At 71.2% G+C, this 22970-nt stretch carries 24 protein-coding genes; 12 read left to right on the forward strand and 12 right to left on the reverse strand.

The window, feature by feature from the left end; genetic code table 11:
* Positions 1-13 precede the first annotated feature (13 nt).
* Both purN and BV453_RS04325 read right to left on the reverse strand, forming a co-directional pair.
* Positions 14-601: a phosphoribosylglycinamide formyltransferase gene (gene purN / locus BV453_RS04320; protein WP_249520970.1), complete on the reverse strand. Its 588-nt coding sequence runs from the start codon at positions 599-601 to the stop codon at positions 14-16.
* Positions 602-661: 60 nt separating this feature from the next.
* Positions 662-2041 carry a DUF6350 family protein gene (locus BV453_RS04325; RefSeq protein WP_249520971.1) on the reverse strand — a complete coding sequence of 460 codons (1380 nt, stop codon included), beginning with the start codon at positions 2039-2041 and terminating at the stop codon, positions 662-664.
* Positions 2042-2132: 91 nt separating this feature from the next.
* Here BV453_RS04325 and BV453_RS04330 point away from each other — a divergent pair, with 91 nt between their 5' ends.
* A complete protein-coding gene (locus BV453_RS04330) occupies positions 2133-3608 on the forward strand; it encodes an NCS2 family permease (RefSeq protein ID WP_025103779.1) in 1476 nt (491 codons plus the stop codon).
* A 253-nt stretch (positions 3609-3861) separates the two neighbouring features.
* On the opposite strand, the gene sucD is transcribed toward BV453_RS04330, so the two are convergent.
* Positions 3862-4764, reverse strand: coding sequence for a succinate--CoA ligase subunit alpha (gene sucD, locus BV453_RS04335; protein WP_025103778.1), 903 nt, complete (start codon positions 4762-4764; stop codon positions 3862-3864).
* A 28-nt stretch (positions 4765-4792) separates the two neighbouring features.
* The gene (gene sucC, locus BV453_RS04340) at positions 4793-5959 is read right to left on the reverse strand and encodes an ADP-forming succinate--CoA ligase subunit beta (RefSeq protein WP_025103777.1); all 1167 of its coding nucleotides are present in this window, start codon (positions 5957-5959) and stop codon (positions 4793-4795) included.
* Positions 5960-6129: 170 nt separating this feature from the next.
* Between sucC and BV453_RS04345 the strand changes: the two genes are divergently transcribed.
* From BV453_RS04345 to BV453_RS04380, 8 genes are all read left to right on the forward strand, one after another.
* Positions 6130-6543 (forward strand): YbaB/EbfC family nucleoid-associated protein, encoded by a 414-nt coding sequence (locus BV453_RS04345; RefSeq protein ID WP_025103776.1) that lies wholly within the window; start codon positions 6130-6132, stop codon positions 6541-6543.
* Entirely contained in the window at positions 6543-6872 is a 330-nt protein-coding gene (locus BV453_RS04350; protein ID WP_025103775.1) for a type VII secretion target, read from the forward strand. The genes BV453_RS04345 and BV453_RS04350 overlap by 1 nt, the downstream gene beginning before the upstream one ends.
* On the forward strand, positions 6869-8347 hold the full coding sequence (locus tag BV453_RS04355) for a TNT domain-containing protein (protein WP_249520972.1): 1479 nt from the start codon (positions 6869-6871) through the stop codon (positions 8345-8347). The genes BV453_RS04350 and BV453_RS04355 overlap by 4 nt, the downstream gene beginning before the upstream one ends.
* Complete coding sequence (locus BV453_RS04360) at positions 8344-8628, forward strand: hypothetical protein (protein WP_126894112.1); 285 nt, start codon at positions 8344-8346, stop codon at positions 8626-8628. Before BV453_RS04355 ends, BV453_RS04360 begins: the two co-directional genes overlap by 4 nt.
* The gene (locus BV453_RS04365; protein ID WP_249520973.1) at positions 8625-9068 is read left to right on the forward strand and encodes a TNT domain-containing protein; all 444 of its coding nucleotides are present in this window, start codon (positions 8625-8627) and stop codon (positions 9066-9068) included. Before BV453_RS04360 ends, BV453_RS04365 begins: the two co-directional genes overlap by 4 nt.
* Positions 9065-9352: a hypothetical protein gene (locus BV453_RS04370; protein ID WP_249520974.1), complete on the forward strand. Its 288-nt coding sequence runs from the start codon at positions 9065-9067 to the stop codon at positions 9350-9352. The genes BV453_RS04365 and BV453_RS04370 overlap by 4 nt, the downstream gene beginning before the upstream one ends.
* A gap of 9 nt (positions 9353-9361) precedes the next feature.
* Complete coding sequence (locus tag BV453_RS04375; protein WP_025103770.1) at positions 9362-10027, forward strand: TetR/AcrR family transcriptional regulator; 666 nt, start codon at positions 9362-9364, stop codon at positions 10025-10027.
* A gap of 67 nt (positions 10028-10094) precedes the next feature.
* Positions 10095-11330, forward strand: coding sequence for an acyl-CoA dehydrogenase family protein (locus BV453_RS04380; RefSeq protein WP_249520975.1), 1236 nt, complete (start codon positions 10095-10097; stop codon positions 11328-11330).
* On the opposite strand, the gene BV453_RS04385 is transcribed toward BV453_RS04380, so the two are convergent.
* Positions 11327-11878: a GNAT family N-acetyltransferase gene (locus tag BV453_RS04385; RefSeq protein WP_249520976.1), complete on the reverse strand. Its 552-nt coding sequence runs from the start codon at positions 11876-11878 to the stop codon at positions 11327-11329. The two genes, BV453_RS04380 and BV453_RS04385, sit on opposite strands and share 4 nt — an antisense overlap.
* Entirely contained in the window at positions 11878-12360 is a 483-nt protein-coding gene (locus BV453_RS04390; RefSeq protein WP_062635910.1) for a hypothetical protein, read from the reverse strand. The genes BV453_RS04385 and BV453_RS04390 overlap by 1 nt, the downstream gene beginning before the upstream one ends.
* Before the next feature lie 65 nt (positions 12361-12425).
* Between BV453_RS04390 and BV453_RS04395 the strand changes: the two genes are divergently transcribed.
* The gene (locus tag BV453_RS04395) at positions 12426-13877 is read left to right on the forward strand and encodes an NAD(P)/FAD-dependent oxidoreductase (RefSeq protein WP_249520977.1); all 1452 of its coding nucleotides are present in this window, start codon (positions 12426-12428) and stop codon (positions 13875-13877) included.
* Between the two features lie 43 nt (positions 13878-13920).
* Positions 13921-14964: an ATP-dependent DNA ligase gene (locus tag BV453_RS04400; protein ID WP_249520978.1), complete on the forward strand. Its 1044-nt coding sequence runs from the start codon at positions 13921-13923 to the stop codon at positions 14962-14964.
* Positions 14965-14970: 6 nt separating this feature from the next.
* Here the strand turns inward: BV453_RS04400 and ligD are convergent, their stop codons facing one another.
* The 6 genes from ligD to BV453_RS04430 all read right to left on the reverse strand — a co-directional run bounded on the left by ligD (position 14971) and on the right by BV453_RS04430 (position 22479).
* Positions 14971-16041 carry a non-homologous end-joining DNA ligase gene (ligD, locus tag BV453_RS04405; RefSeq protein WP_025103764.1) on the reverse strand — a complete coding sequence of 357 codons (1071 nt, stop codon included), beginning with the start codon at positions 16039-16041 and terminating at the stop codon, positions 14971-14973.
* Positions 16042-16104: 63 nt separating this feature from the next.
* Positions 16105-17244 carry an SseB family protein gene (locus BV453_RS04410; RefSeq protein ID WP_249520979.1) on the reverse strand — a complete coding sequence of 380 codons (1140 nt, stop codon included), beginning with the start codon at positions 17242-17244 and terminating at the stop codon, positions 16105-16107.
* A gap of 44 nt (positions 17245-17288) precedes the next feature.
* Positions 17289-19742, reverse strand: coding sequence for an ATP-dependent helicase (locus BV453_RS04415; RefSeq protein WP_025103762.1), 2454 nt, complete (start codon positions 19740-19742; stop codon positions 17289-17291).
* A 44-nt stretch (positions 19743-19786) separates the two neighbouring features.
* On the reverse strand, positions 19787-20398 hold the full coding sequence (locus BV453_RS04420) for a LysE family translocator (protein ID WP_249520980.1): 612 nt from the start codon (positions 20396-20398) through the stop codon (positions 19787-19789).
* A 78-nt stretch (positions 20399-20476) separates the two neighbouring features.
* Positions 20477-21493: an ABC transporter permease gene (locus BV453_RS04425; protein WP_249520981.1), complete on the reverse strand. Its 1017-nt coding sequence runs from the start codon at positions 21491-21493 to the stop codon at positions 20477-20479.
* Complete coding sequence (locus BV453_RS04430) at positions 21490-22479, reverse strand: ABC transporter ATP-binding protein (RefSeq protein ID WP_249520982.1); 990 nt, start codon at positions 22477-22479, stop codon at positions 21490-21492. Before BV453_RS04430 ends, BV453_RS04425 begins: the two co-directional genes overlap by 4 nt.
* An 89-nt stretch (positions 22480-22568) precedes the next feature.
* Here BV453_RS04430 and BV453_RS04435 point away from each other — a divergent pair, with 89 nt between their 5' ends.
* On the forward strand, positions 22569-22967 hold the full coding sequence (locus BV453_RS04435; protein WP_060922036.1) for a YccF domain-containing protein: 399 nt from the start codon (positions 22569-22571) through the stop codon (positions 22965-22967).
* Positions 22968-22970 lie beyond the last annotated feature (3 nt).

Raw genomic sequence — 22970 nt, forward strand, 5'->3', positions numbered from 1 at the left:
GGGGCGTCGGGGGTCAGGGGGCGGAGGTCAGGGCGAGGTCGCCGGTCGCGATGCGCCGGACGACGTCGATGAGGAGCCGGCGCTCGACCGGCTTGATGCGCTCGTGCAGCGTGTGCTCGGTGTCGTCGACCCGGATCGGCACGCGCTCCTGGGCGAGGATGGGGCCGGTGTCGACCCCGTCGTCCACGACGATCACGCTGGCGCCCGTCTCCCGGACGCCCGCGGCGAGGGCGTCGCGGACGCCGTGCGCTCCGGGGAACTCCGGGAGGTACGCGGGATGGGTATTGATGATCCGCGGCGCATAGGCGGCGACGAGGGAGGACGGCAGCAGGCGCATGAGGCCGCTGAGCACCACGAGGTCCGGCGACCAGACGGCGAGCTGACGGCCCAGCTCCTCGCCCCACGCCTCGCGGCTCTCGTGCTCGTGCCACGGCACGGTGAAGCTGGGGATGCCGAACTCCTCGGCATGGGCCAGCCCGTCGGCTTCGCGATCCGCCCCGACGACGACGACACGCGCCGGGAAATCGGGGTGACGAGCGGCCTCGAGGAGGGCGCGAAGGTTCGAGCCGGCGCCCGAGATGAGTACGGCGACCGTGAGCACGCGCCCAGTCTACCGGCGTGCCGCACAGGCACCGTCCCGACCGCGGGGCGGGCAGGGCCGCTAGGGGCGATCGTCCTCGACGGGTCCGCGCGGTGTCCCGAGGTCGCGCAGCGCGTCCAGCGGCGCGGTGTCTTCGGAGGACGGGAAGCCCGGGTGCGGGCTCCGGTCGTCGCCGGCGTCCTCGGAGGCCAGCGTGGACATCTCGGCGATCCAGCGGTCCGTGCGCTCCTCGGCGAGTTCGTCCCGGTGACGGGGCGACAGCAGCAGGATCGCCGCACCCACGAGGACCTCCGCGCCGAGGGACAGCGCGAACGGCAGCACCGCCGGACCGACCGTCCCGAGGCGTCCCGGCCCCATCGACCCGTTCGCGAACATCGCGGCGAGCGCGGCGACACCGGCCGCGACCGCAGCGATCCCCACGGCGATCACGGTCCGCTGCGGGATGCCGAGCGGTGTCCCCTCCCACACCAGACGCGAGCGGACGGCCCACCCCGCGAACGCACCGGCGGCCACGGGGATCAGGACCACGATGAGCATCCAGATCGAGGAGTTCTCCGGCAGCAGGCCGAACGCCGGGATGCCGGGCACGACGCCGAGCTGGGTGCCGGCGGGCGACACCGCGGTCCCCGCACCGACCGCGAACCCGGGCCCGGCCAGCCACGCGGCCGCCCACACCACGAAGGTCGGCAGATACGCGAGCTGCCCGAGGGTCAGCACGGTCGCGCCGAGGGCGTCGACCCGCGCCGCCTGGAACAGCGCGACGACCTCTCCACCGCGCGTGAGGACCGACAGGGCGACGGCCAACGCGGCGGCTCCCGTCACGCCCACGAGCGCGAACGCGGCGCCGCGCACGATCGAGGAGGGCACCGGCGCCCAGTCCTCCCTGGCGTCCAGGACGTCATGGACACGGTCGAGCAGTCCGCCGTCGCCGTCCTCCCATGCCACCCGCACGGCGCCGCACACCGCGCCCACGAGGTACACAGCGGGCGGCAGCAAGATCGCGAGAGCCAGCGGGACCGGCGCGGCCCCGAGCGCCGATGTGAGGGCGACGACCGTGGAGATGACGGCGAACACGACGGTCCCCGACAGCGACCCCAGCAGCCATGCCCCGGAGCGCGCCGCGCGGCCCCCGGAGCGCGCGGCGAAGAGCAGGGTGAGGAGCAGGAAGGCCAGCGGCGTGACCGAGACGACGAACCGCGCGGCGTCTGCGGGGATCGCCAGGGCGACGAGCAGCGTGTCCGGGATCGTGATCTCCAGGGGGACGCCGTGGCCGAACTCCCAGAGCGTGCCGGTGAGCGGCCAGAGTGCGCCCCAGTCGGCGGTGATCCCGAAGGCCAGCGTCCAGAGGAGCGTCAACGGCGCCAGCAGCACGACGAGCCCGATGGCCGCCGCGATGGCGGCATCGAGGGCGGCGAGGAGCGCGACGAGGAGGCGTTGCATAGCGCTTCCGAGACTACGACGAGTTCCTTCCCGTCCCCCGTGGGCGCGCGCGGGGGCGGCGACACGGTAGCGTTTCTCCGGAGGTTTCCCGATGACAACTGCCCCGCCCGCCCCGGCGTCCACCGGCCCCACCGGTACCCTGGACCGCTTCTTCGAGATCAGCAAGCGCGGATCGACGATCGGCACCGAGATCCGTGGAGGCCTCGTGACGTTCGTCACGATGGCCTACATCGTGATCCTGAACCCGATCATCCTGTCCGGAAAGCCGGACGTCGCCGGCGACATGCTCGACTTCAACGCCGTCGGCGCCGCGACGGCCCTGACCGCCGGCGTCATGACGATCCTCTTCGGCGTCGTCACCCGTCTGCCGTTCGGCTTCGCCGCCGGTCTCGGCATCAACGCCTTCGTCGCGTTCTCCGTCGTCGGCCAGGTCACCTGGCCCGAGGCGATGGCGCTCGTGATGATCAACGGCGTCGTGATCGTGCTCCTCGCCGCCACCGGGCTGCGGAAGGCGATCTTCGACGCCGTACCGTTCCAGCTGAAGATCGCGATCACGGTCGGCATCGGCCTCTTCATCGCGTTCATCGGGTTCGTCAACTCCGGCTTCGTCACCGCGACCGGCGCCTCGTCCCCGCCCGTCGGCCTCGGCGTCAACGGCTCCGTGGCCACCGTGCCGAGCCTGCTGTTCGTGATCACGCTGCTGCTCACCGGCATCCTCGTCGCACTCCGCATCAAGGGCGGCATGCTCATCGGCCTCATCGGCGGCACCGTGCTCGCGGTCGTCGTCGAGGCGATCTGGCACATCGGCGCCCGCGGCGTCGACGATGAGGGCAATGTCGTCAACCCCGGCGGCTGGGGTCTCACCGTCCCGGCACTGAACGGCTCCCCCGTCAGCGTCCCCGACCTGAGCCTCATCGGCGCCGTCGACTTCTCGTTCGACCTCGGCAAGGTCAGCCTCGTCGCGCTCGTGATGATCGTCTTCACGCTCCTCTTCACGAACTTCTTCGACGCCATGGGCACCATGACGGGTCTGGCGAAGGAGGCGAACCTCGCCGACGACAACGGCGACTTCCCGCGCATCAAGTCGGCGCTGGTGGTCGAGGGCGTCGGCGCGATCGCCGGTGGTGCGACCTCGTCGTCCTCCAGCACGGTCTTCATCGAGTCCGGCGCCGGCATCGGCGAGGGCGCCCGCACGGGACTGGCGAACGTCGTGACGGGCATCGTGTTCCTCATCGCGATGTTCCTCACCCCGCTGACCTCGATCGTCCCGACCGAGATCGCCGCCGCGGCCCTGATCATCGTCGGTGCGATGATGATGGCCCAGATCCGGCACATCGACTTCGGCGACTTCCGGGTCCTGCTGCCGGTGTTCCTCACGGTCTCCGTCATGCCGCTGACGTACTCGATCGCCAACGGCATCGGGGCGGGCTTCGTGAGCTGGGTGCTCATCCACGCCTTCTCCGGCAAGGCCAAGACCATCAGCCCGCTGCTGTGGGTGGTCGGCGCCGGCTTCCTCATCTTCTTCGCCCGCGGTCCCATCGAGGCCCTCTTCGGCGTCGGGATCTAACCCCGCTTCGAATCGCGCAAATGGCCCCATTCCGACACGGAATGGGGCCATTTGCGCGACTTGAGGGAGGTGGGAGCTCCACCGTCAGGAGGAGTGGGCCGGGGCAGACGGCTCGCCGGAATCGCGTGATTGGTCCCATTCGGCCGCGGAATGGGACCAATCGCGCGACTTGAGGGAGGGGGCGGCAGGAACCGGGGGTATGACGAAGGCCCCGGGGTGGAGCCCGGGGCCTTCAGGTCAAGCGTAGCTCAGATCAGAGCGACTCGATGATCTCGCGCATGAGAGCGGCGGTCTCGGACGGCGTCTTGCCGACCTTGACGCCGGCGGCCTCGAGGGCCTCCTTCTTCGCCTGCGCGGTACCGGCCGAGCCGGAGACGATCGCACCGGCGTGACCCATGGTCTTGCCCTCGGGGGCCGTGAAGCCCGCGACGTAGCCGACGACGGGCTTGGTGACGTTCGCCTTGATGTACTCGGCCGCACGCTCCTCGGCGTCGCCGCCGATCTCGCCGATCATGACGATGGCCTTGGTCTCGGGGTCGGCCTCGAACGCGGCGAGCGCGTCGATGTGCGTGGTGCCGATGACCGGGTCGCCGCCGATGCCGATGGCGGTCGAGAACCCGAGGTCGCGCAGCTCGAACATCATCTGGTAGGTCAGCGTGCCCGACTTCGACACGAGACCGATCGGGCCCTTGCCGGTGATGTTGGCGGGCGTGATGCCGACGAGCGCCTCGCCGGGGGTGATGATGCCGGGGCAGTTCGGGCCGATGATGCGGGTCTTGTTGCCCTTGCTCTGCGCGTACGCCCAGGCCTCGGCCGAGTCGCCCACGGGGACGCCCTCGGTGATGACGACGAGCAGCGGGATCTCGGCGTCGATGGCCTCGATCATCGCGTCCTTCGTGAAGGCGCCGGGGACGAAGGCGATCGACACGTCGGCGCCGGTCTCCTTCATCGCCTCGGCGACCGAGCCGAAGACGGGGAGCTCGACGGCGTTGCCGTCCTTGTCCGTGTGGGAGACCGTGGTGCCGGCCTTGCGGGCGTTGACGCCGCCGACGACCTGGGTGCCGGCCTTGAGCATCAGCGCGGTGTGCTTGGTGCCCTCGCCGCCGGTGATGCCCTGGACGATGACCTTGGAGTCCTTGTTGAGGTAGATCGACATGTTCTGTTCCTTAAATCCTGTCGAAGCGTCAGGCGTTGGCGAGCTCGGCGGCCTTGTCGGCGCCCTCGTCCATCGTGGCGGCCAGGGTCACGAGCGGGTGCGCGTAGTCGGCGAGGATCGCGCGACCCTCGTCCACGCGGTTGCCGTCGAGGCGGACGACGAGCGGCTTGGAAGCCGTGTCACCCAGCGTCTCGAGGGCGCCCTTGATGCCGTTGGCGACGGCGTCGCACGCCGTGATGCCACCGAACACGTTGACGAACACGCTCTTGACCTGCGGGTCGCCGAGGATGACGTCGAGGCCGGCGGCCATGACCTCGGCCGAGGCGCCGCCGCCGATGTCGAGGAAGTTGGCGGGCTTGACGCCGTTGTGGTTCTCACCGGCGTAGGCGACGACGTCGAGCGTCGACATGACCAGGCCCGCGCCGTTGCCGATGATGCCGACCTCGCCGTCGAGCTTGACGTAGTTGAGGCCGGACGCCTTGGCCTTGGCCTCGAGCGGGTCGGCGGCGTCCTTGTCCTCGAGCGCCTCGTGCTCGGGGTGGCGGATCTCGGAGGCGTTGTCGTCGAGCGTGACCTTGCCGTCGAGCGCGATGATGTCGCCGTCTTCGGTGCGGACGAGCGGGTTGACCTCGACGAGCGTCGCGTCCTCACCCTTGTAGACGTCGTAGAGCTTCACGAACACGTCGGAGACCTTCTCCACGAGGTCCTCCGGGAAGTTCGCGGCGCGGGCGATCTCGACCGCCTTCTCCTTGTCGATGCCGGTCAGCGGGTTGACCTCGACGCGCGCGAGCGCCTCGGGCTTCTCGACGGCGAGCTGCTCGATCTCCATGCCGCCCTCGACGGAGCAGAGGGAGAGGTAGGAGCGGTTGGCACGGTCGAGCAGCACGGAGAAGTAGAACTCCTCGGCGATGCGGGCGCCCTGCGCGACCATGACGCGCTTGACGACGTGGCCCTTGATGTCGAGCCCGAGGATGGCCTTCGCGGCCTCGTACGCCTCGTCGGGGGTCTTGGCGACCTTGACACCGCCGGCCTTGCCGCGGCCTCCGGTCTTGACCTGGGCCTTGACGACCACGACACCGCCGATCTTCTCGGCAGCCGCCTTCACCTCCTCGGGGGTGTCCGCGACGATGCCGGCGAGGACCGGCACTCCGTACTTCTCGAAAACGTCTCGTGCCTGGTACTCGTACAGATCCACTGTGCTTCCTTCACTGGGCTGCGGTCTGGTCTGGTGATTCTCTCGATGTCGAGACATCGACCAGTCCCCCAGCCTACTACCGCAGGCTGAGCGCTCCGACGCCCCGACGCCCTCCCCGACGCGCCGACGCCTCCGGTACGATTCTTGAGCGTCGAGGCAGGGGAGACGAGATGACGGACACCTTCGACTGGTCGGATCCGGTGGCGACACGCGCACGCATCGAGCAGCAGGTGAAGGACGCGGAGCGCCGCGCCGCGCAGGCCGCGCAGGTGCGCGACGACATCGCAGGCGTGCGGGAGCAGGCGACCTCTCCGGGCCGCGACGTCACCGTGACGGTGGACGCCTCCGGGCGCCTCGCCGACGTCGCGCTCACGGATGCCGCTCTGCAGCGCTCCCCCGCCGCCCTCGGCGCCCTCATCGTCACCCTCGCCGCCACCGCGCAGAAGGCGGCGGGCGCGCGGGCGGTCGAGATCGCGGCGGAGGCGTTCGGCGCGGAGGACGCGGCGGTCGCGCATCTGCGTGAGGAGATCGCCGAGCTCCCCGACCCGAGTCAGGACGGCCGACCGCAGATCGAGTACCGCTGATGGCCGAGCTGATCGCCGTCGACACCGAGACCGTCCGCCAGCACGCCCAGCGCGTCGCGCAGATCGCCGCGGACGTCCGGCTCGCCGAGAACGCCGCCGGCTCGATGAACGTGGGCGGCGGCGCCTTCGGCGTGATGTGCGCCTTCCTCGTCCCCCCGGCACAGATCGTCTCGTCGATCGCCGCCGGGGCGATCACCGCCGCCGCGACGATGCTGGAGAAGTCCGAGGAGCAGCTCCGCGGCCTGGCGGACGACTTCGATGAGGGAGAGCAGCGTCAGCTCGATTCGATCCGCGGGCTGCTGTCGTCCGTGGAGGGCGCTCGCCGATGACCCCGCCGAACCCGCTGGTGGCGGGACCGATCGACCCGACGACACCGTTCAGCGGAGCCGGTCTGCTCGAGGACGGCTACGACCTCGTGAACGCGATCGAGAGCGGGGACTGGGTCTCCGGAGGACTCGCGTCCTTCTCCGCCCTCGCGAACACCGTGGCCACGGCCATGGATCCGCTCGGCTCGCTGATCGCCGCGGGATTGGGGTGGCTGATGGACCACCTCGAGCCGCTCAAGGGCTGGCTCAACGACCTGACCGGCGATGCGGGCGAAGTCGCCGGTTTCGCGGCGACCTGGGGCAACATCGCGCAGCAGCTGGAGCAGGCGGGCGAGACCCTCGACGCCCGCCTCTCCGACGTCAGCTCGATGTCGGGCGAGGCGATCGCGGCCTACCTCCGGCTGCAGTCCGACGTCGCCGCCCACATCTCCGCGGCCGCTGCCTGGGCCGGCGGGATGAAGACGGGCATGGAGACCGCGTCCATGCTCGTGCAGATCGTGCACGAGCTGGTCCGCGACACCCTGTCGCAGCTGGTCGGCTCCCTCATCTCCTATGCGAGCACGCTCGTCGTGTCGCTGGGCACCGCCACCCCGTACGTCATCGCGCAGGCCACGAGTCGCGTCTCGGCCATGACCGCCCGGATCTCCGGCACCGTGCTCAAGCTCGTGGATGCCGTAACAGCCCTCACGAAGCACCTCGACGAGCTCAAGTCGCTGTTCCAGCGCCTCGGCGACCTCTTCTCGCGCGGCCCGGGCGGTGGGCATGGCCCGTCCGGCCCCGGAGCCCCGCACGGCCCTGACGGCAGTTCCCCCGGGGGCTCGTCCCCCGACGGCTCGTCTCCCGACGGCACCTCGCCTGGCGGCTCCGGCCCCGCGGGCCCCAGCGTGCGCGACCAGAGCACGCTCACAGACGAGCAGATCCAGACGTACCTCGACCGCAACTACCCGGAATACGCTGACGACTTCGCGGACAACGGCACGCTCCCGCCCGACGTCCAGATCCCCAAGGGACCGGACGTGCTCCAGCCCGACGGGAGCATCGACTGGAGCCAGGTTCCCGGCGAGGGGTACGTGCTGGATTCGGGCGGGGAACCGATCCGGCAGCCGCACACTCCACAGGTCGGGGACGTCCTCGACCGCTACGGTCCTCCGGAGGGCCGTTACACGTCCCCGGTCCCCGAGAGCGGCCCGTATACCTACGATCAGCGGTCCCTCCCGTATGTGGAGAACCCGGCCCACTACCACCGCTATGAAGTGGTCGGCGACATGTCCGATCTTCGGAGCGTCTACGACCGCGCTCCGCAAGACGTCAAGGACGAACTTCTGGCGGGCGGGTTCAAGCCCGAGTATCTGGGTTCGCAGGGCTACCGAGGAGACATCGCGCCCGGGTTCGGCTCGACGGGTGGCGGGGTGCAGGTCCAGCTTCCCCTCACGGCCGCACAGTTGATCACACTCGGCGTATTGAAGGAGATTCCATGACCGAGCTCACCTCCGACGACGTGCAGCGCATCATCGCCGATGAGAAGCTCACCGCCACCGCGAACTGGTTCGGCCCCACCGGTCGACCACAGTCATCGGCGTGGATCGACCGCGACGGCGACGCGTGGATCGTGTGGGAGACGGACGAGCGCGGCGGCAGATTCCACGATCCCGTCCGCTTCGACTCGGAGTCGGAGGCGTTGGACTTCTTCCTGCGGATCGCGCGCCGCTACCGGGCGTCGGACTCGCACGCCGTCCGACGGATCGAGGGCCGGGAATGACGGAGCTGTGGATCGGACCCGACGGCGTCGCGATCGATCGCGAGCCGCTCCCCCGCGGCGCGGAGGTGTGGGACATGTACGGGTCGCTCAACACGCGCTACGTCTACCTCGTGGAGAACGGACGGCCGGCCGCCTATCCGGAGCGCTCCCTGCCCTGGGTCGAGAACCCCGCGGCGTACCACCAGTTCCTCGTCGTCGGCGACTGCGTCCACATCCGCGCGGCATACGAGCGCTCGGAGGACGCCGTCCTCCGACGGGACCTGGACGACCTCGTGGACATCGGCTACTACCGCTGGGACTCCCCGATCTTCCGCGGCACGGTGGCCCCGGCCTTCGGCGACCCCGGCGGCGCGACCCAACTCGTGCTGCCCCTCCCCCTCACGTTCTACCTGCGTCTCGGCCTGGTCCGGGAGCTGGCCGTCCCCGGAGCATCCGCATGAACCGCGACACCGTCCTCGCCGACCTCCGCGCGCGTGGCTCCGTCGGCTTCTGCTTCTTCGACGACCCCCGGGGCAAGACGAACACCGTCGTGGTGTCGTACGGCAGAGAGGGTTTCCAGACCTGGATCCAGGACGAGCGCGCCCAGCCGATCGAGGGGTCGCTGCGGGTGTTCGCCGCAGAGCAGGAGGCGCTGGCCGACTTCGCCCATCGCGTGCAGCTCTGGAACCGCGTCAGCGGAGTGCTCTCCCCGGGGCCGTCGGGCGCCGGTGCCGCGGCGGTCTAGGCTTTCGCCATGCACGAATCCGCAGAGCTGCGCACCGGGGGCGTCGTCGCCGCCGCGCTCGAACTCTTCAGCGCCCAGGGGTTCGACCAGACGTCCGTGGAGCAGATCGCCAAGGCCGCCGGCGTCTCCCGGTCGACCTTCTTCCGGCAGTTCGGCGGCAAGGAGGACGTGGTCTTCGCCGATCACGAGGTCCTGCTGGAGCAGCTCCGCGAGTTCCTCGACGAGGGGCACGACGATCCGTGGGGCGCGGTCTGCGCCGCATCGGAGTCCGTGTTCACGCACTTCGCGAACGACCCGGAGCTCGCGCGACGGCGCTACCAGATCGTGCGGGAGGTGCCGGTGCTCCGCGAACGCGAGATCATCACCGTGTTCCGCTACGAGCGGCTGTTCGACGAGTACCTGCGCAGTGCCCTGCCGGGGGTGGATCCGCTGGACGCGGTGGGCTTCGCCGCGCTCGTGACGGCGGTGCACAACCACGTGCTGCGGCAGCTCCTGCGCGGACGGAAGAAGGTGCCGCTGTCCACCCTCCAGTCCGCGCTCGCGGATGCACGTCGGCGGTACGGCGTGGGCGAGGCCGCCGACGCGGGCGCTCCGGACGATGTGGTCGTGGCGGTCTTCCCCCGGTCGATGCCGATCGCCGAGGTGACCAGGAGGCTCCGCTCCGAGCTCGACTGAGCCGACCGAGGCGGTCGTGGTACCGAGTATCGAGGAGTACGATACCTGGTGTCACGAAGGAGCACCCATGAGCACTGAAGCCTCCCCCTTCCCCGGCGAGCGCGTCTCGTCCTACGACGTCACCGGGCGGCAGGACAGCGACTACTACGCGGTCTTCGCCGACATCCCCGCCGCCGACCGGGAGGCCTGGGACCGCGCGAAGGCGTACGTCGATGAGGTCGCCCCGCAGATGGCCGAGGCGTGGGACCGCGCCGAGTACCCGCTCGACGCCGCACGCCGCATGGGCGAGATGGACCTCGTCGTCGACGGCGTCGACCACCCCGCGCTGACCCGGCTCTCCCCGCTCGCCGCGGGCCTGGTCAACATGGAGATCTCGCGCGGGGACGGCTCCCTCGGCACGATCCTCGCGGTGCAGGGCGGGCTCGCGCTGCGGACGCTCGCGCTGTTCGGCTCGCCCGCCCAGCAGGACCGCTGGCTCACGGCACTCGCCGACGGCACGGTGCTCGGTTCCTTCGCCCTGACCGAGCCCGACCACGGCTCCGACTCCGTCTCGCTGGAGACCGTGGCCCGCCGCGACGGGGACTCCTGGGTGCTCCGCGGTGCCAAGAAGTGGATCGGCAACGGCGCCTCGGGCGGGATCACGTTCGTCTGGGCGCGGGTCGACGACGAGTCCGCCGCCGAGCACGGCGCGGTGCGGTGCTTCCTCGTCGAGCAGGACACCCCCGGATACACCGGCACCGTGATCCGCGGGAAGGCCTCCCTGCGCGCGATCCATCAGGCCCACATCCGCCTGGACGACGTGCGGGTGCCGCGGGACGCGGTGCTGCCGGGGACGAAGAGCTTCAAGGACGCCTCGACCGTGCTGTACGCCACCCGGTCCGGGGTCGCGTGGTCGGCGCTGGGTCACGCGACGGCCTGTTACGAGGCGGCGCTGGCCTACGCGAAGGAGCGTGTGCAGTTCGGCAAGCCGCTCGCGAAGTTCCAGATGGTGCAGGAGCGGCTCACGCACATGCTGGAGGATCTGACGGCGATGCAGCTCTACTGCCGCCGCATGGCCGATCTGGAGCAGGCGGGGGCGCTGCGGCCGACGCAGGCCTCGCTCGCGAAGTTCCACAACACCCGGGCGGCCCGGCGGATCGCCGCGACGGCGCGGGATCTCCTCGGCGGCAACGGCATCCTCCTGGAGAACGGCGTCATGCAGCACCTGGCCGACATCGAGGCCATCCACACCTACGAGGGCACCGAATCCGTGCAGGCCCTGCTGCTCGGCCGCGACATCACCGGGATGAGCGCCTTCGCCTAGCCCTTCGAATCGCGCACTGTGCTGGATTCGGCGGCCGGATGCAGCGAAGTGCGCGACTCGAAGCGGAGGAGGCGGTCGCGGTCGTCCCAGGGGTCGACGGGACGGAAGCCGCGGGACGCGTAGAGCCGGATCGCGGCGTCGCGCCAGTCCCAGACCGACAGCCGCACCGCGCCCTCGGCCTCCACCAGGACGGCGTCGAGCAGCGCGGAACCGACGCCGCGACCGCGGACCGCCGGATCCGCCCAGAGCCGCTTGATCTCGGTGTACCCGGCATGCGGAAGCGCGATCACCACGCCGACCGGAGCCCCGGCGAGCTCCGCCACGAGCACCCGTCCGCCGGCGTACGCGGTCGCCGGATCGCGGACCTCCGGCCGGTACCGCTCGGGGAGTTCGGCCTCGGATTCCGCGGGGTCACCCAGGACGTCGTGCTTCTCCTGCTCGGTCTGCCGGAGATACGTCGACACCGCGGCACCGACGAAGGCCGCGTCACCCGGCCACTCCGCCTCGCGGACGGTGACGCCGCGGCGCGACGCGGAGGCGGCGGGCATCAGTCGCAGCCGCAGCCGCCGGCGGGGGTCTTCACCATAAAGCACACGTCGCACACGCCGTAGTCGCGCTCGACGGGCTTCGGAGCCGCGGGCGTGCGGGGAGCGGCGGGGGTGCGCGGCGTCGAGGAGCGCTTGGCCTTGACCGGGGTCTGCGGGGCGAACTCGCTCGGGTGCGTGACGTAGAAGTAGGGCGCGCGCCCCTCGCTGGGCTGCAGCCGGAGGCGGGTCGAACCGACGGTCACGACCTCGTCCTCCGTGAAGCCGTTGGTGTACGTGCGGCCGATGTGCAGCGCCGCCCCCTCGCGGCGGATCGCCTCGATGTAGCGACCGCGGTCGATCAGCGAGGTCACCCCCGCGGCCTCGACGATCTCGGTGATGAACGCGTGGTTCACCGGATCGATGCGGTGGGCGCGGAGCGCCTCGGGAAGCGAGCGGTACGGACGGGAGGTGCCGGCGGGGGTCGGGCCCTGGACTTCATTCATCCCTTCCAGGATCGCACGGCGCAACCCCCTCCGCTGACCGCGGACTCGCGTGCGAGACTGGCCGCATGGCACTCGCGACGATCATCGGATCCGGACCGAACGGCCTCGCCGCCGCCGTCTCCCTGGCCCGCGCCGGCTACCAGGTGCGCGTGCTCGAGGCCGCGGACACGGTCGGAGGCGGCCTGCGCACCCAGGAGGCCACCCTCCCGGGCTTCCGTCATGACGTCTGCTCAGCCGTCCACCCTGCGGCCGTGGCCTCGCCGTTCTTCCAGGCGTTCGGGCTCGACGAGCGGATCGAGTGGATCCGCCCCGAGATCTCGTTCGCCCATCCGCTGGACGGGGGCCGTGCCGCCATCGCCTGGCGCGACATCGAGCGCACCGCGGCCGAGCTCGGCATCGACGGCGACGCGTGGCGGCGCCGGCTCCGCCCCCTCAGCACCCACATCGACGGCGTCACGGACTTCACCGGGAACCAGCTCCTCCGCCTCCCGCACGACCCGGTCACCGCGGTCCGCTACGCGATCCGCATGCTCGACCAGGGCACTCCCCTGGCGCGCGCCGCCTTCCGCACCGAGGAGGCGGCCGCGCTCATGGCGGGAGTCGTCGCGCACGCGAACTCCCCCCAGCCCACGCTCGCGGGGGCTGCGGCCGGGCTCCTGCTGGCCGGACTCGCCCACGCCGGCGGCTGGCCGTACCCCCGCGGCGGCTCGCAGGTGATCGCCGACGCCCTCATCGCCGACCTGGAGGCTCACGGGGGCTCGATCGAGACCGGCACCCGGGTCACCGACCTCGCCGCGCTGGACTGGGGAGACCCGGACCGCGGCGACGTGCTCCTGCTCAACACCTCCCCCCGGATCGCCCTCACCCACCCGGACATCCCGCCGTCGTATGCCCGTGCGCTCCGTGGGTACCGCTACGGCGCCGCGGCGGCCAAGGTCGACTTCGCGCTCGACGGCCCCATCCCGTGGACGAACGAGCACGTGCGGAACGCGCCCACCGTGCACGTGGCCGGGACGAGGGACGAGGTGTGGAACAGCGAGAACGCGGTCGCCGTCGGTCGCGTGTCCGAGCGCCCCTACGTCCTAGCCGTCCAGCCGTCGCTCTTCGACCCGACCAGGGCACCCGACGGCAAGGCCGTGCTCTGGGCGTACATCCATGTGCCGAACGGCTCCGACCTCGACCCGACCGAGCTCATCACCGCGCAGGTCGAGCGGTTCGCGCCGGGCTTCCGCGACCGGATCCTCGCCCACCACGCGGTGCCGGCGTCCTCCCGCGAGGCGATCAACCCGGCCGAGATCGGCGGCGACATCTCCGGCGGCGTCTTCGATATGCGTCAGGCCCTGCGCCGCCCCGTCCTCTCCCCCGCGCCGTGGCGCACACCGCTGCCGGGCGTATACCTCGCGTCGGCCTCCACGCCGCCCGGGCCCGCGGTCAACGGCATGGCCGGGTGGCACGCGGCTCACACCGTGCTCCACGACGCCGGCACGCCCGCGGAGCTCGACGACCTGTTCGGCTGACCCTGCCCTTTCCCCCGCTCGCCGCCCGGTCCAGGATGGGTGCATGCGCTACGAGATCCCGGCCCCTATGCTCGCCAAGGCCGTCGCGGCCGTCCCCGACCCCGACAAGACCCCGGGTGGGCTGCTCTACGAGCCGAAGTGGGACGGGTTCCGGGGGCTCATCGCCTGGGACGGCGAGACGGTCGAGATCGGGTCCCGCGGCGCGAAGCCCCTCACGCGCTACTTCCCGGAGCTCGTCGATGCGATCCCTGAGCTGCTGCCCGTGCCCTGCCTCCTCGACGGCGAGATCGTCGTGGCCACGGGTCCGCACGGCGCGCAGCGTCTGGACTGGGAGGCCCTCAGCCAGCGCATCCACCCGGCCGCCTCCCGGGTCGCGAAGCTCGCCGTCGAGACCCCGGCCCTGTTCATCGCGTTCGACCTGCTCGCCTCCGGTGAGGACGACCTGCGCGACCAGTCGTTCGAGAAGCGGCGGGCCCGGCTGGAGACGCTCATGGAGTCCGTGGAGCACCCGCTGCACCTGACCAGGACCACCCGCGACCGTGACGCCGCCGTCCGCTGGCTCCAGGAGTTCGAGGGCGCGGGCCTCGACGGCGTCGTGGCCAAGCCGCTGGCGCAGCCGTACGCACCGGGGAAGCGCACCCTCTTCAAGATCAAGCACGCGCGGACCGCCGACGTCGTCGCCCTCGGCTACCGCATCCACAAGTCCGGCACCGGGGTCGGGTCGCTGCTCGTCGGGCTCTACGACGCCGAGGGGACCCTGCGTCAGGTCGGCGGGGTCGCGGCATGGAGCGACGCGAAGCGGAAGCAGCTCGTGGAGGAGCTCGCACCGTTGGTCGAGCGTGACGAGGACGGCGCGGCGGTGACCGGCGAGGGCGAGCGCTCGCGGTTCAGCGGGTCGAAGGATGTCTCGTTCGTGCGGCTGCGTCCCGAGCGGGTGCTGGAGGTGCGGTACGACCAGCTCGAGGGCGCCCGCTTCCGTCACACCGTGCAGTTCGAGCGGTGGCGGCCGGACCGCGACGCCCGCTCCTGCACGTACGACCAGCTCGACACCGTCGAGGGCTATGACCTCGCCGACGTCCTGAGCTGAGCCCGCTCAGTCGTCGACGGGGTTGCCGTCGGCGTCCCAGTTCGCGGCGTTCTTCTTGCTCGGCTGCACGCGCGGCGGCTCGCCCGGCATCTTCGGGAACTCCGGCGGGAAGGGCAGCTCCCCGAGGCCGTTCGCCGTGTCGCGCTCCCACCACTCCAGGAGCGTGTCGATGCGCCCGGGCTTCGCCTGCATGTCGGCCCACGGGTCGCCGACCTCTTCGAGCCGCTGCGGGATGCTCCGCACGGTGAAGGCGCGCGGGTCGAGATCGTCGAGCTCCTCCCAGTGCACGGGCGTCGCGACGGTCGCACCGGGGAGGGCACGCGGACTGTACGCGCCGGCCATCGTGCGGTCGCGGTTGGCCTGATTGAAGTCGACGAAGAGGCGCTCGCCGCGCTCCTCCTTCCACCAGTTCGTCGTGACCCGGTCCGGCATCCGGCGCTCGAGCTCCCGGCCGGCGGCGATCACGGCATGCCGCACGTCGAGGAACTCGTGGGTGGGCTCGATCGGGGCGAAGACGTGCAGGCCCCGGTTGCCGCTCGTCTTCGCGAACGCCTCGAGGCCGGCCTCCCGCAGCACCTCCCGCAGGGCGTGGGCCGCGGGGACGGCCTCGGCGAAGCCGGTGCCCGGCTGCGGGTCGAGGTCGATCCGCAGCTCGACAGGGTTGTCGGAATCGGTCGCCAACGACGCCCAGGGATGGAAGACGATGGTGTTCATCTGCACCGCCCACACGATCGCGCTGGTGCGGTTCAGGACGATCTGAGGATGGCGGCGGCCGCTGTTGTACGTGACCGTGACGGCGTCGACGAAGTCCGGAGTGCCCTTGGGCGGGTTCTTCGAGAAGAAGCCCTCCGGCCGCGGTCCTCCGGCGGTCCCCACGCCGTCCCGGAAGCGCTCCAGGGACACCGGCCGGTTGCCGTTCGCCGCGAGGAACGGCACCGACACGAGCTGCACGTACTCGGCGAGCTCGGCCTTGGTGATGCCGAGGTCGGGCCAGACGACCCGGTTCGGGCTGGAGAGCGCGACCTCACGCTCTCCATCGGTGTCGGCGACGGTCAGGGTCACGCGTTCAGAGGCCATGCTCCGACCCTAGGGCGCGGTCACGACCCGCGGAACCCCCGGCGACTCCGGGTGTGCGCGCCGTCAGTCCTCGATCCGCACCGCGCGCACGAGCACCGGCGCGAGGGCGTCGCGCTCCACCACCATGGAGGGCCCTGCGGAGTCGATGATGACGCCGGCCATCTCGGAGTGGCTCGACAGCACCTTCGCGAGCTGGTCCGGCTCGAACGGCAGCGGGCGATCGCCCCGGCCGAGCGCGATGACCTCCAGCGGGTGCGAGAAGAGCTGGAGGAAGCGGCGGCCGTCGGCGGTCTGCGCCTCGGCGATGCCGACCTGCCCGGTTCCGGATCCGTCGTTCACGGCCACCCACATGCGCGTTGTGGCGAGAGCCTCGCCCACCTTGGCGGGCGAGTCCTGCTCCCGCGGTGCCGCGAGCAGGGACTTCACGGTCATGTCGACGTCGGCCTGCTCGAGCGTCTTCTGCAGGAGCTCGGTGGGGAACACCACACGATGCGGCGCGGACGCGTTGTCGATGATGAGACCTGCGAAGTCGCCGGAGACGACCTGCTGCATCACCGAGGTCGTCGGCTGGGCGACAGCGGAGGTCGCGGACGGGTCGGCTTCGAGCTGCACGGAATCCCGGACGGCGGCCGCCGAGCTGAACGCCAGCATGAACTGGCGCTCCCCGTCGCGGACCACGGCGACGGCGAGCGGCTTGCCCTCGCTGATCTGCGCGCGGGCATCGCCGTTCACGCGGATGTAGAGGTGCCCCTGGAGAGCCTGGCGGAGCACCCCGAGGAGCTGCTCGTTCGAGGCCCCCGCCTCGATCTGCGCCAGGGACTCGCGCAGGAGGACGTTGTCCTTCATCCCCGCCACGGTCTCGGTCTGCTCCGGCGGGAGCGCGGGAGCGAGCGGGAGCTTCCGCTCGGCCGCCGGTGCCGCGGGCTCCGCGGTGGAGCTCGGCGGCGTCGGCGCGGCAGCGGGCGCCGCGGCTGCCGCCGCGGCCTCCGGATCCGGAAGCGCGACCTCGGGCCCGGCTTCGGCGCCGACACCGCGGAACGCCTGCACCGAGATGCCGACGGTGGGCGAGGCCTCGGCCGTCGGAGCCTCCGACTCCTCGGTCGCCGTGCTCGCGTCCTCCTCGCTCTCGGTGGCCGGAGCGGCGGAGGGGGCGGGAGCGACGGCGTCGTCGCCGGACTTCTTGCGGCGGGAGAAGAGGGCCATGGGAGCCAGCCTAACCGTGTCTCCCCGCCCTCTCCGCCGCGACGTCAGAGCTTCTGGATCGGGGCGACCTTGATGAGCAGCTTCTTCTGCCCTGCCGTGTCGAACCGGACATGGGCGATGCGCTTGGCGCCTTCGCCCGTGACGGCGTCGACCCTCCCCTCGCCGAAGTCGTCGTGCCGGATGCGGTCGCCGGCGGCGAGCTCGAGGTCGCCGTTGTCGCGCATCTTGGCGGTGACGCGGTTGGGGATCTTGTCCATCGCCGTGGAGAGCGGCTTGAGGGACTCGCGGGGCAGGGCCTTCACGCCGAAGCGGTCGCCGGACCCACCGGAGCGACGGGCGTTCAGCGCACGCGACTGCATGCCCCCGCGGGAGTTCACGTCGCCCGGGGACTGCCTCCAGTCGATGAGGGAGGCCGGGATCTCCTGCAGGAACCGGCTGGGCATGGCGACCGTCACCTCGCCGAACTGCGCGCGGGTCATCGCCAGGGACAGGTGCAGGCGCTTGCGGGCGCGGGTGATGCCCACGTAGAACAGGCGTCGCTCCTCCTGCGGTCCCCCGGGCTCCCCCGCCGAGATGCGGTGCGGGATGAGGTCTTCCTCCACGCCGGTGACGAAGACCGCGTCGTACTCCAGGCCCTTGGCGGTGTGCATGGTCATGAGCGAGACCGATCCGGACTCGTCGTCGAGGTCGTCCGCGTCGGAGACCAGCGCGACCTCGGTGAGGAAGTCGGTGATGGTGCCTTCGGGGTTGTTGCGCGCGAAGTCGCGGGTCACGGCCACGAACTCGTCGAGGTTCTCCACGCGGGCCTCGTCCTGCGGATCGCGGCTGGCGCGCAGCGCGTCGAGGTAGCCGCTCTTGGAGAGCAGCAGGCTGAGCCCGTCCGCCACGGAGGTGGGCGGCGGCACCTCGCCCGTCGGCGGCAGCGTGATCGCGGTCGCCTCGGCGAGCACGGCGTCGAGCTGGGCGATGGCGGCCTGGATCTTCGGGCCGACGCCGAGCTGGCCCGGAAGCGACAGGGCGTCGCGGAAGGAGATGCCGTGCTCCTCGGCGAAGCGGGCGATGGCGGTCTCGGTGACGTCGCCGATGCCGCGCCGCGGCTTGTTGAGGATGCGGCGCACCGCCATCTCGTCGGCGGGGTTGGCGACCGCCACGAGATAGGCCAGCGCGTCCTTGATCTCGGCGCGCTCGTAGAACTTCGTGCCGCCCATGATCTTGTAGGGCACGGCCGAGCGGATGAAGATCTCCTCCAGCGCGCGGGACTGCGAGTTCGTGCGGTAGAAGACGGCCATCTCCGAGTACGGCATGCCCTTGCGGTGCAGGGCCTCGATCTCGTCGGCGACGAACTGGGCCTCGTCGTGCTGCGAGTAGCCGGTGAAGCCGATGATCTTGTCGCCCTCGCCGCGGTCGCTCCAGAGCTTCTTGTCCTTGCGGTCGAAGTTGTTGCCGATGACGGCGTTCGCCGCGGAGAGGATGTTCTGCGTCGAGCGGTAGTTCTGCTCGAGGAGCACGACCTTCGCCCCCGGGAAGTCGCGCTCGAACTCGCTGATGTTGCGGATGTCCGCGCCGCGGAAGGCGTAGATCGACTGATCCGAGTCGCCGACCACCGTCAGCGACGCCCCGGCCTCACCGGCGCCCGGCGCCGGCTCGGGGTCGGGCTCGAAGATCATCATGCCGTTGGAGGCGTAGGGCTCGGGGGTCGCGCCGACGCCGGACACCGGACGGGTGAGCTCGTGGATGAGCGCGTACTGCGCGTGGTTGGTGTCCTGGTACTCGTCGACGAGGATGTGCCGGAAGCGGCGGCGGTAGGTGTCGGCGACCTGGGGGAACGCCCGGAACAGGTAGACCGTCTGCCCGATGAGGTCGTCGAAGTCGAAGGCGTTGGCCTTCTGGAGCTGGCGCTGGTAGTCGGCGAAGACCTCGACGAAGACGCGCTCGGCCGGGTCGCTCATGTTGGCCTGTCGCGCGTAGGACTCGGCATCGGAGAGCTCGTTCTTGAGCTTGGAGATGCGCCCCTGGACCGCCGCCGGGGTGAGGCCGTAGGCGTCGGCCTCGTGCTCCTTGACCAGCCGCTTGAGGAGGGCGCGGGAGTCTCCGGAGTCGTAGATGGTGAAGTTCTTGGTGAACCCGAACTGCTGCGCCTCGCGGCGGAGGATCCGCACGCACGCGGAGTGGAACGTGGAGATCCACATGCCGCGCGCGGCGTCGCCGATGAGCCCCTCGACGCGCTCGCGCATCTCGCCGGCGGCCTTGTTGGTGAAGGTGATGGCTAGGATCTGGCTCGGCCACGCCTCGCGGCTGCGCAGGAGCGAGGCGATGCGGCGCGTGAGCACGCTCGTCTTGCCCGAGCCGGCACCGGCGACGATGAGCAGCGCGGGGCCGCGATACGTGACGGCCTCGAGCTGCTGGGGGTTGAGGCCGGCGAGGAGGTCGTCCTGCGCGGGGGCGCCGGAGGACTGCGGGCCGACGGAACCGGGGACGATGAGAGGGGCTTCGGTCATGACCTCTCGAGTCTAGGCGGCGGCACCGACATCGAGGTCCCGGCCTAACGGGTCTCGAGCGCCAGACGCCCCGCCAGCAGCACATAGGTCGCCGCGAAGGAGCGCCGCAGCCACGCCATCACCTTCGGCCGGGTGAGGACGCGCGTGCGCATGGTCGCCGCGAAGATCCCGTACGCGGCGAACACGACGAAGGTGACCGCCATGAAGACCAGGCTCAACACGATCATCTGCGCCGTGGCTCCGGTGCCTCCGGCGGCGACGAACTGCGGCAGGAAGGCGAAGAAGAAGATGGTCAGCTTCGGGTTCAGGAGGTTGATGAGGACGGCGGTGCGGACGATCCGCCACGACGACGCGGGCACGGTGTCCTCCTCCGCCGGCTTCAGCGAGGCGTCCCGCAGCGTCCGCCACGCGAGGTACAGCAGGTAGGCGACACCGAACCACTTGATGACCTCGAACGCGACGGCGGAGGCGTGCAGGATCGTGGCCAGACCGGTGATCGCGGCGACCATATGCGGGACGACCCCCAGCGTGCAGCCGAGGGCGGCGACGACGCCGGCCCTCGCCCCCTGGGAGATCCCGATCGCCACCGAGTACACCGCCCCGGTTCCCGGGGTGGCGACGACCACCAGGGTCGTGAGGAGGAATGCGATGCTCATGCGGCCCCTCCGTCGCGGCGGTCGGTCCGCGTGTCCTGTCTACCGGCTCGACGCATCACGCGCATCCCCCTCTTCCGCTCAGGCGATCCGCGTGCCGGGCGGCAGCCGCCGCGCGGGCGTCCGGGTGCGGCCCCATGCTCCCGCGAACAGCGCCCCGGCGAGCACGACCTGCACGCCGAGCCCGACGAACCAGCTCGGCACGGTCTCGTCGATCACCTCCTCGGCGGTCTGGGAGCCGCTCTCCGGATCGCAGTCGTCCCAGCGCTGCTCCAGCGGCGAGAGCTGCGCGCTGCGGACGCCCCACTTGATCTGCCCGTAGAGGTCGACCGGGTAGCCGTCCTTGCTGAACTCGGTGGGGGTCGCGTCGGCGAGCACGACGAACGGGTTGGCGGCGAGCGCCCACCACACGAGGTCGAACCGCGGCGCCTCGTACGTGTAGCTCTCCCAGCTCTCGCAGTCCACGTTGCCGTTGCTGTCGTAGGGGCGGCTGTAGCTCGTCGCCTCGCTGCGCACGGCCAGGCCGCCGAGCGCGAAGACGATGATCGTGCCGATGACGAGCGCCGAGACCACGAGGTAGGTGGACGCGACGGAGAACAGCGGGCGGGCGATGAGGCCGCTCAGCCCCACGCCGATCGCGGCGACGATGACGATCTCGACGGCGAGGATGAGCAGCGCCACGAACAGCACGATCGGATCGGTCCCGCCCGCCAGCAGCGACGCCGCGAGGAAGGGAACCGCCACCAGGAGGAACGCGCCGCCCGTCGCGATCGCCGCGAGCAGCTTGCCCAGCATGATGTCGCCGGTCGATGCCGCGGTGACCTGGATCGGCGCGAGCGTGGCCGCCTCCCGGTCGCCGTTGATGGCGTTGCCGCTGAGCGTCGGCGAGACGAGCACGACGAGCAGCAGGACCACGTTGACGACGATGGACGACACGCCCGCCCCGACGTCCTCCCCCCAGGAGTACACGGCGAACGACAGGCCGGTGACGCCGAGGAGCACCAGCGCGAAGACGCCGAGGAGCACGTACCAGCCGATGCTCCGCAGCCGCTGGGTCAGTTCCAGGCGCGCGATGACGCCGATGTTCGCGAGGCTCATGCTCCCGCCTCCTTTCCGTGGGGCGCTGCAGGCGGCGGGGGCGGCGGGGTCGTCCCCGCGGGCGGCTGCGGGTGCCGGAGTGCGAGGAACGTGTGCTCCAGATCGCTCTGCGCGGGTGCGAACTCCGCGACCGGCAGCCCCGCCTCCACGAGGAGACGCAGCGACCGGGCGGCGGCGTCCTCCCCGGGGAAGCCGACGAGGACGGCGCCGCGGTCCACGGCGAGGGACTCGGGCGCCAGCCCGAGTGTCGACGCGACCTGCCACGTGTCCGCGTTCAGGCGCTCCGCGGTGGCACCGGCGAGCCGCACCCGCCAGGCGCGGACCGTGCTCTGCGCCGGAGCGGCATCCACAACGGCCCCGCCGACGAGGAAGACGGCGTCGTCGACGACCTCTTCCAGCTCGGACAGCACGTGGCTGGAGATGAGGACCGTGCGCCCTTCGGCCGCGAAGCGGCGCAGCAGCACCCGCAGCTGCACGCGGGCCTCGGGATCGAGGCCCGACGCCGGCTCGTCGAGAAGCAGCACCTGCGGGTCGTGAACGAGAGCGCGGGCCAGGCCGAGCTTCTGCTTCTGCCCCCGGGAGAGCACCTTCGCGGCGGAGTCCGCGAGTTCTCCCAGGCCGACGAGACCGAGGAGGTGCTGCGCCCGCCGCTCCGCGTCCGCGCGGTCGATCCCGTAGAGGCGGGCCGTGGTCACGATGGTCTCGCGGGCCGTGAGCGAGGGCCAGGCGCCGAGGGCGTCCGGCATCCACCCCAGCACGCGACGCGCCGCGAGCGGATCGGCTTCGGGGTCGATGCCGCCGATGCGGATCGAGCCGCTGTCGGGGGCGAGCAACGAGGCGAGCATCAGGAGCAGCGTCGTCTTGCCCGCGCCGTTCGGGCCCACCAGGCCCGTCACCCTTCCCGCCTCTGCGCGCAGCGTGGCCCCTCGCACGGCCTGCACGTCCCCGAACGCCCTGCTGACGTCGTCCACCACTATTCCGGTCATGCGGTCAGTCTGGCATCGCCGGGCGCGAGCGCCGGGGACCTCCGGGCTGATGCCCAGCCGCGCCGCCCCGCGGGTGACACAATCGCTGTATGCGCACGATCCTCAACATCATCTGGGTCATCCTCGCGGGCTGGGCGCTCTTCCTCGGCTACGTGCTGGCCGGCCTGCTGCTGTGCATCCCGATCATCACGATCCCGTGGGCCATCGCGTCCTTCCGCATCGCCGCCTACGCCATCTGGCCGTTCGGCCGCGAGGTCGTCAGCAAGCCGACGGCCGGCGTCGGCTCGTTCCTCGGGAACGTGCTCTGGGTCATCCTCGCGGGGTGGTGGCTCGCGCTCGGCCACATCGTGTCGGGACTGGCACTGTGCATCACCATCATCGGCATCCCGATGGGCATCGCCGACTTCAAGATGGTCCCGGTGTCGCTCATGCCGCTCGGCAAGGAGATCGTCTCCACCCGTCAGGGCGCGTTCGACCGCACGCTCTGACCC

Origin of the sequence: Microbacterium sp. ER1 (genome assembly GCF_023383675.1) — a bacterium.
Taxonomy (GTDB): domain Bacteria; phylum Actinomycetota; class Actinomycetes; order Actinomycetales; family Microbacteriaceae; genus Microbacterium.

Bases quoted from the DNA above. Each gene is read 5' to 3' on its own strand.
- BV453_RS04325 (WP_249520971.1), bottom strand. From the start codon at position 2,041: ATGCAACGCCTCCTCGTCGCGCTCCTCGCCGCCCTCGATGCCGCCATC.
- BV453_RS04330 (WP_025103779.1), top strand. From the start codon at position 2,133: ATGACAACTGCCCCGCCCGCCCCGGCGTCCACCGGCCCCACCGGTACC.
- sucD (WP_025103778.1), bottom strand. From the start codon at position 4,764: ATGTCGATCTACCTCAACAAGGACTCCAAGGTCATCGTCCAGGGCATC.
- BV453_RS04345 (WP_025103776.1), top strand. From the start codon at position 6,130: ATGACGGACACCTTCGACTGGTCGGATCCGGTGGCGACACGCGCACGC.
- BV453_RS04350 (WP_025103775.1), top strand. From the start codon at position 6,543: ATGGCCGAGCTGATCGCCGTCGACACCGAGACCGTCCGCCAGCACGCC.
- BV453_RS04355 (WP_249520972.1), top strand. From the start codon at position 6,869: ATGACCCCGCCGAACCCGCTGGTGGCGGGACCGATCGACCCGACGACA.
- BV453_RS04360 (WP_126894112.1), top strand. From the start codon at position 8,344: ATGACCGAGCTCACCTCCGACGACGTGCAGCGCATCATCGCCGATGAG.
- BV453_RS04365 (WP_249520973.1), top strand. From the start codon at position 8,625: ATGACGGAGCTGTGGATCGGACCCGACGGCGTCGCGATCGATCGCGAG.
- BV453_RS04370 (WP_249520974.1), top strand. From the start codon at position 9,065: ATGAACCGCGACACCGTCCTCGCCGACCTCCGCGCGCGTGGCTCCGTC.
- BV453_RS04375 (WP_025103770.1), top strand. From the start codon at position 9,362: ATGCACGAATCCGCAGAGCTGCGCACCGGGGGCGTCGTCGCCGCCGCG.
- BV453_RS04380 (WP_249520975.1), top strand. From the start codon at position 10,095: ATGAGCACTGAAGCCTCCCCCTTCCCCGGCGAGCGCGTCTCGTCCTAC.
- BV453_RS04385 (WP_249520976.1), bottom strand. From the start codon at position 11,878: ATGCCCGCCGCCTCCGCGTCGCGCCGCGGCGTCACCGTCCGCGAGGCG.
- BV453_RS04390 (WP_062635910.1), bottom strand. From the start codon at position 12,360: ATGAATGAAGTCCAGGGCCCGACCCCCGCCGGCACCTCCCGTCCGTAC.
- BV453_RS04395 (WP_249520977.1), top strand. From the start codon at position 12,426: ATGGCACTCGCGACGATCATCGGATCCGGACCGAACGGCCTCGCCGCC.
- BV453_RS04400 (WP_249520978.1), top strand. From the start codon at position 13,921: ATGCGCTACGAGATCCCGGCCCCTATGCTCGCCAAGGCCGTCGCGGCC.
- ligD (WP_025103764.1), bottom strand. From the start codon at position 16,041: ATGGCCTCTGAACGCGTGACCCTGACCGTCGCCGACACCGATGGAGAG.
- BV453_RS04410 (WP_249520979.1), bottom strand. From the start codon at position 17,244: ATGGCCCTCTTCTCCCGCCGCAAGAAGTCCGGCGACGACGCCGTCGCT.
- BV453_RS04415 (WP_025103762.1), bottom strand. From the start codon at position 19,742: ATGACCGAAGCCCCTCTCATCGTCCCCGGTTCCGTCGGCCCGCAGTCC.
- BV453_RS04420 (WP_249520980.1), bottom strand. From the start codon at position 20,398: ATGAGCATCGCATTCCTCCTCACGACCCTGGTGGTCGTCGCCACCCCG.
- BV453_RS04425 (WP_249520981.1), bottom strand. From the start codon at position 21,493: ATGAGCCTCGCGAACATCGGCGTCATCGCGCGCCTGGAACTGACCCAG.
- BV453_RS04430 (WP_249520982.1), bottom strand. From the start codon at position 22,479: ATGACCGGAATAGTGGTGGACGACGTCAGCAGGGCGTTCGGGGACGTG.
- BV453_RS04435 (WP_060922036.1), top strand. From the start codon at position 22,569: ATGCGCACGATCCTCAACATCATCTGGGTCATCCTCGCGGGCTGGGCG.